The organism is uncultured Methanobrevibacter sp. (assembly GCF_947169325.1).
Lineage (GTDB): Archaea > Methanobacteriota > Methanobacteria > Methanobacteriales > Methanobacteriaceae > Methanocatella.
Map to the genome: position 1 here is coordinate 1 of NZ_CAMVPN010000126.1, position 4,623 is coordinate 4,623.

Annotated in this window: 7 protein-coding genes and 2 tRNA genes; 3 read left to right on the forward strand and 6 right to left on the reverse strand. The window is 39.3% G+C overall.

Annotation, left to right across the window (positions count from 1 at the left end):
- Positions 1-338: nickel-dependent hydrogenase large subunit (locus Q0W26_RS11440; RefSeq protein WP_298525533.1), on the reverse strand; the 338-nt coding region annotated here is incomplete at its 3' end.
- A gap of 160 nt (positions 339-498) precedes the next feature.
- Here Q0W26_RS11440 and Q0W26_RS11445 point away from each other — a divergent pair.
- The 3 genes from Q0W26_RS11445 to Q0W26_RS11455 all read left to right on the forward strand — a co-directional run bounded on the left by Q0W26_RS11445 (position 499) and on the right by Q0W26_RS11455 (position 1,320).
- On the forward strand, positions 499-1,029 hold the full coding sequence (locus Q0W26_RS11445; RefSeq protein WP_298525536.1) for an endoglucanase: 531 nt from the start codon (positions 499-501) through the stop codon (positions 1,027-1,029).
- Positions 1,030-1,116: 87 nt separating this feature from the next.
- Positions 1,117-1,190 (forward strand) — tRNA-Arg (locus Q0W26_RS11450).
- 56 nt (positions 1,191-1,246) lie between these two features.
- A tRNA-Arg gene (locus tag Q0W26_RS11455) sits at positions 1,247-1,320 on the forward strand.
- A 3-nt stretch (positions 1,321-1,323) separates the two neighbouring features.
- On the opposite strand, the gene Q0W26_RS11460 is transcribed toward Q0W26_RS11455, so the two are convergent.
- The 5 genes from Q0W26_RS11460 to Q0W26_RS11480 all read right to left on the reverse strand — a co-directional run.
- Positions 1,324-2,511 (reverse strand): TIGR00375 family protein, encoded by a 1,188-nt coding sequence (locus tag Q0W26_RS11460; protein ID WP_298525539.1) that lies wholly within the window; start codon positions 2,509-2,511, stop codon positions 1,324-1,326.
- A 21-nt stretch (positions 2,512-2,532) separates the two neighbouring features.
- Positions 2,533-3,084: a DUF2112 family protein gene (locus Q0W26_RS11465; RefSeq protein WP_298525542.1), complete on the reverse strand. Its 552-nt coding sequence runs from the start codon at positions 3,082-3,084 to the stop codon at positions 2,533-2,535.
- Between the two features lie 31 nt (positions 3,085-3,115).
- Positions 3,116-3,886: a proteasome assembly chaperone family protein gene (locus Q0W26_RS11470; protein ID WP_298525545.1), complete on the reverse strand. Its 771-nt coding sequence runs from the start codon at positions 3,884-3,886 to the stop codon at positions 3,116-3,118.
- 6 nt (positions 3,887-3,892) lie between these two features.
- The gene (locus Q0W26_RS11475) at positions 3,893-4,060 is read right to left on the reverse strand and encodes an RNA-protein complex protein Nop10 (protein ID WP_298525548.1); all 168 of its coding nucleotides are present in this window, start codon (positions 4,058-4,060) and stop codon (positions 3,893-3,895) included.
- Positions 4,061-4,066: 6 nt separating this feature from the next.
- A partial coding sequence (locus Q0W26_RS11480) for a translation initiation factor IF-2 subunit alpha (protein ID WP_298525550.1) occupies positions 4,067-4,623 on the reverse strand: 557 nt, incomplete at its 5' end.

Consider the following 4,623-nt stretch of genomic DNA (forward strand, 5'->3'; position numbering starts at 1 on the left):
ACTAAGAAGTGGTGAATTGCTGCACTGTTAATACCGTGTGCTGCTGCGACAGCTTTTCTTAACAATTTACCTGCTTTAGGAATTTCAATACCTAATGCCATGTCCATTGCTTCTGCGGAAGCTAATGTGTGTGGAATTGGACATACTCCACAGATTCTTTGACATAAAACAGGAGCTGTTTCAGGAGCTTTGTTAAGAACCATCTTCTCTAAACCCCTTACAGGAGTTATACTAAAATACATACCTTTTGTAACTATCCCTTCGTCGTCAACTTCCATGACCAATTCGGCATGGCCTTCTTGACGAGTTGTTGGAGATATAACTACTCTATCTTTCAAATATGTCACCTCAATTATTAGCAATTAGAAACTAACATTAAGTATATTTATTTATTATTATTAATAAGTTATGCCACAAATTTCTAATCGAAATATATATAACACATGAAGACTAAATTAAATTTATTATCTAAGATATAATTTTAAAGGAGGGACGAAATTGGATAAAGCAAACATTATAATTTCTATAATCATTGTATTATGTATTGCAGCGGCTGTAGCAGCATATGGAATAACAAATAGTGACAGTCCAATATTCTCCGACTTATCAAGTATGTCCGCAAACAGCAATGCTGGAAACGGACTTGGAAATAATACCACTCATGGAAATGGAACTGGACATTCTGTAGCTACCACCAATGGAGGAGCTAGCGGTTCCGGTGCTGGAGACACTTCATCAGGAGGCGCTGGAGCAGGCACCAGTGAAGGTTCAGGATCAGGCTATGGTGGCGGAAGCGATTATGGCGGTTCTAGCTCAAGCAGCAGCGATTCAGGATCAAGTTCCGGTACACACTTATCATATTCCACAGCTCAAAGTATTGCAAATAGTGCTGTAGGAGAACCTGGATGCTATGCAGGAAGTGTATACTATTCCGGAGGATACTGGTATGCTACCATTTATGACCAAGACGGAAATGCAGTAGACAGTATCGGAATTGATGACGCTACCGGAAGCGTAAGTAGAATGTAAGGATTTTTAATCCTTTCTTTTATTTTTTTAAATTGGTAGATAACTATATATAATAAGAAAAATATAATAATTATTGTTGTATATGAAGGGCCCGTAGCCTAGCTGGATAGGGCGTCGGACTTCTAATCCGAAGACCCCGGGTTCAAATCCCGGCGGGTCCGCTCTCATTACAATCAGCTTTTTTTAAAGACAATTTCACGGATTTAAATATTTTTATGGGCTTGTAGCCTAGTCTGGAAGGGCGTAAGACTCCTAATCTTAAGATCGAGGGTTCAAATCCCTCCAAGTCCGTATCTAGAAACTGTCCAAAGTGGTGATTTTCGCCGCTTTCGGCTTTTCTAATTTCTTTTCAAATGAAATTTCACCATATTTACCGCCACCACCAGGAACAACATCTATAGTATTGTTTCTGAATGCTTCAACGGCATTTGCAACATTTACATCAATTTTTGAAATCTCATCTATTGAAACATCAATTAAAACATTGATTTCGGTTTGGAAAATGTCAATTAGACCCTGCCATTTTCCCTGAACGGTTTTTGTAGTGACTCCCTTATCGTATACTGTTGAAATCAGCTCGGCAAGAGGCATCAGATGAACATATTTCGGCCTGAAATCAGGATGTTTCGGTTCCGAATAATCGGCAATTTCGGATATCCTGAAGTCAACGCCTTTTTTGACAGTTCCACCGCAGCTGCACTTCATCCTGTTTTCACGGGCAATCATCGGATCAACCAGTTTGTAGCATTTTGTGCATGCTGTCATATGGTACTTTCCAAGATTGGGAATCAGACCGTAGTTTGCCATGATATCCCTGTTTTTGATTGCCTTTTTTATCGATGAAAATGAGATGTCCTCAAGCTCGATTTGGTTGAATTCCCTTCCAAGCCTGTGGGGCCATGGGGAGTGTGCATCGGAATTAGTGAGAAACGGGAAATCCTTAAGTTCCCGGACAGTATCGGCCATGAAAGTGTCTGCTGAAAGACCAAGTTCAACAAAATCAGGTTTCGCTTCATAGCAATCATAAATACTGTCAAATGACTTGTACATACCTGTCCATGGGGTGAATGCATGTGCCGGTCCGATTAGACAATCATAATCACGAACCAGCTCCAAAATCTCGGCACCGCCCAATTGAGTCTTTGGCCTGCCGTCGGCATTTTTGTTTTTAGACGGCAATTTAGCAGACAGTTCCCTTGCGATTTCAAGGTTTGGAATGATAATGAGGTGATGAATCTTGTTTTTTCCCTCAACTTCAGTTGTCAGGACGAAGTCCATATCGCCGTAAGTGTAGATTCCATCACCAGAATAGTCCGTAGTCTCTTCAATTATGTCCAGCCATCCCGGATGAAATGCATCACCGGTTCCCAAAAGACTCAACCCCTTCAGTTTGGATTTGGGAGCCATATTCCTAATCAGCATATCCTTTGAAGATGCCATCGAAAAGCAGGAGTGAACATGAAAATCAGCATTTATCAACATGATTAACAGTTGGTGTTGTTGTTATATTAATTTATCCAATATCTTTTTAACATCAAAAACTGAGCATTTTTCCTTTTTAGGATATAAATCTGCTCCTAAATTGTCAGGATTAGAAGACCTATCCAGATTTTTTAAAAAAGAGTTTGTCTTATCAATCAAATCGATAATCTGTTTTTGGCTTGTTGGATAAGCCAGCTTTAATGTGGGAATGTCCAAATCATTTACAATCTTGACCGTGAGGCTATGGGCATTGTTGCAGGAGTTGCTTCCAAACAATATCACATCATTTAAGGCATTGTACATAGGAGTGCGATTTTTTGGCCTTCTTCCAATGATGATTGCGGCATCCGCCTTGTCAACAACCTTGGAAAATAAAAAAAGCCTTCCTTTAAGACCTGACGGAACCTCGCTGGAACAGTATGTGTTAATCAGATTATCAAAACTAAAATTGCCATCGCAGATGTCCATGTTGTCATATCTGGAAAAATTTGAAGGAGATAAATAAGTATGTCCATTCTTTTCAATGAGTGGAATGACAATCATTGAAGCGTCGGGAACAACAATAACGTTCATGAAAAAAAGTAAAAAATAGAAATATATCGGCTTATCCGATATATCTTAAATCATCAGCATTTCCTGCATTTGCCTTATTAATCATGTCTTGTTCCATTTGCTGAGCTCTGGCAATCATTTGCCTGGTTTCTTCAGCTCTTTGCTCTAATTCATCGACGTTAATCTCAAAATTAAGCAACATGGACAATTTGTTTAATACGGCTTCAGCAGCTTCGGCATCAATGAAATAACCCGGAGTTTCACCCATCAGGCAAGATCCATGGATTCCTTGACGTACTCCTAAACCTAAAAATAAACCAGAAGCACCAACGATTCCACCATCATTGGACCTGAGTTCAATTCCAGCTTCTTTTAATAATTCGGCATTTTCTTCACAAGTGGCTGCACCGAAAACCTTAGGATTTTCAGGAGCTTGGCCTGTGACCATTCCACCTAATGTGTAAATCCTATCGATGTCGAATCCCATTACGAATTCTAGGATGTCTTTGCACACAAGGTATTGGCCTTCCGGAGACAATGCCTGAGTATTTCCGACAAGGATAATCAAATCAAGATTATCTTCACCGACATCTTTTAAGTAGTATAATTCGTTAAGCATATTTTCGATTATTCCTTCCTCTTTAACAATGACTTGAGGAGGGAAAGTTGGAGAATAGATTTCAGCGAATTTGGTGGCTCCCAATTCATCAATCATATGATCAGCAGCCAATTTACCTACATGTCCAAGTCCAGGTAATGCTTCTATAAAAATAGGATTGTCCAATTCAATTTCTTCTAAAACAGTCAGCTCTATACTATTCATATCCCATTACTCCTTCATCGCTTCCTTTTTTAATATTCTGCGGTATTTACCGTACTTATCCTCAATTGAAAATTTAGGAGGGTAAATTACCTTAAGTTTGCCGCCGCATTTAGGGCAGGCTTCCTTTAAAGTATAAATACCGCACTCAGGACATTTATTCATTTTCATATTCATATGAATCTAATTATTATCTAATTCTCTTAAAAATGAACCATTTCCTTCGGATTCTTCTACAACTGCAATGCATCTATCGGCAGCAGCTTTAAGAGCTTTTTCAGCCAATATGTAATCACTAGATTTTACAGTGATTCTGTATCTTGGTGCACCTACGCACTGGACCTTGATTTCCTCTTCCTCATCACCGTTGTCTTCAGCAGCTTTCAAAGCAGCAATGATGATTTCAACACCATTAGGCACGAAAGTTTCGATGTCGACATAACCGCTGATGTGAACTTCAGGAGGAGTGATGTTTTTCTTAGCCACTTCAGTAATGGCGTCAGCCCAATCCTGTGGGATTCCTTCTTCAGTAAGGGATTCTGCACCTTCATCAGAAGCGGTTTCAAAAGCACCGTAGACATCACCGAAGATGTCCATGAGTTCGTAACCCACTTCATCGTAAGCAGTGTCTAAATCCTTATCCAATGATTTAGCAGCCAATTCTAAGAATTTTTCAGCTTTTTGCTCAATTTTCCAATGTTGGATTTTTTTAGTTCTTTGATCTTCACGGATTCTTTTTA

Excerpts from the sequence above, each read along its gene's own strand:
- Q0W26_RS11470 (WP_298525545.1), bottom strand. The coding sequence starts at position 3,886 with ATGAATAGTATAGAGCTGACTGTTTTAGAAGAAATTGAATTGGACAAT.
- Q0W26_RS11475 (WP_298525548.1), bottom strand. The coding sequence starts at position 4,060 with ATGAATATGAAAATGAATAAATGTCCTGAGTGCGGTATTTATACTTTA.
- Q0W26_RS11460 (WP_298525539.1), bottom strand. The coding sequence starts at position 2,511 with ATGTTGATAAATGCTGATTTTCATGTTCACTCCTGCTTTTCGATGGCA.
- Q0W26_RS11465 (WP_298525542.1), bottom strand. The coding sequence starts at position 3,084 with ATGAACGTTATTGTTGTTCCCGACGCTTCAATGATTGTCATTCCACTC.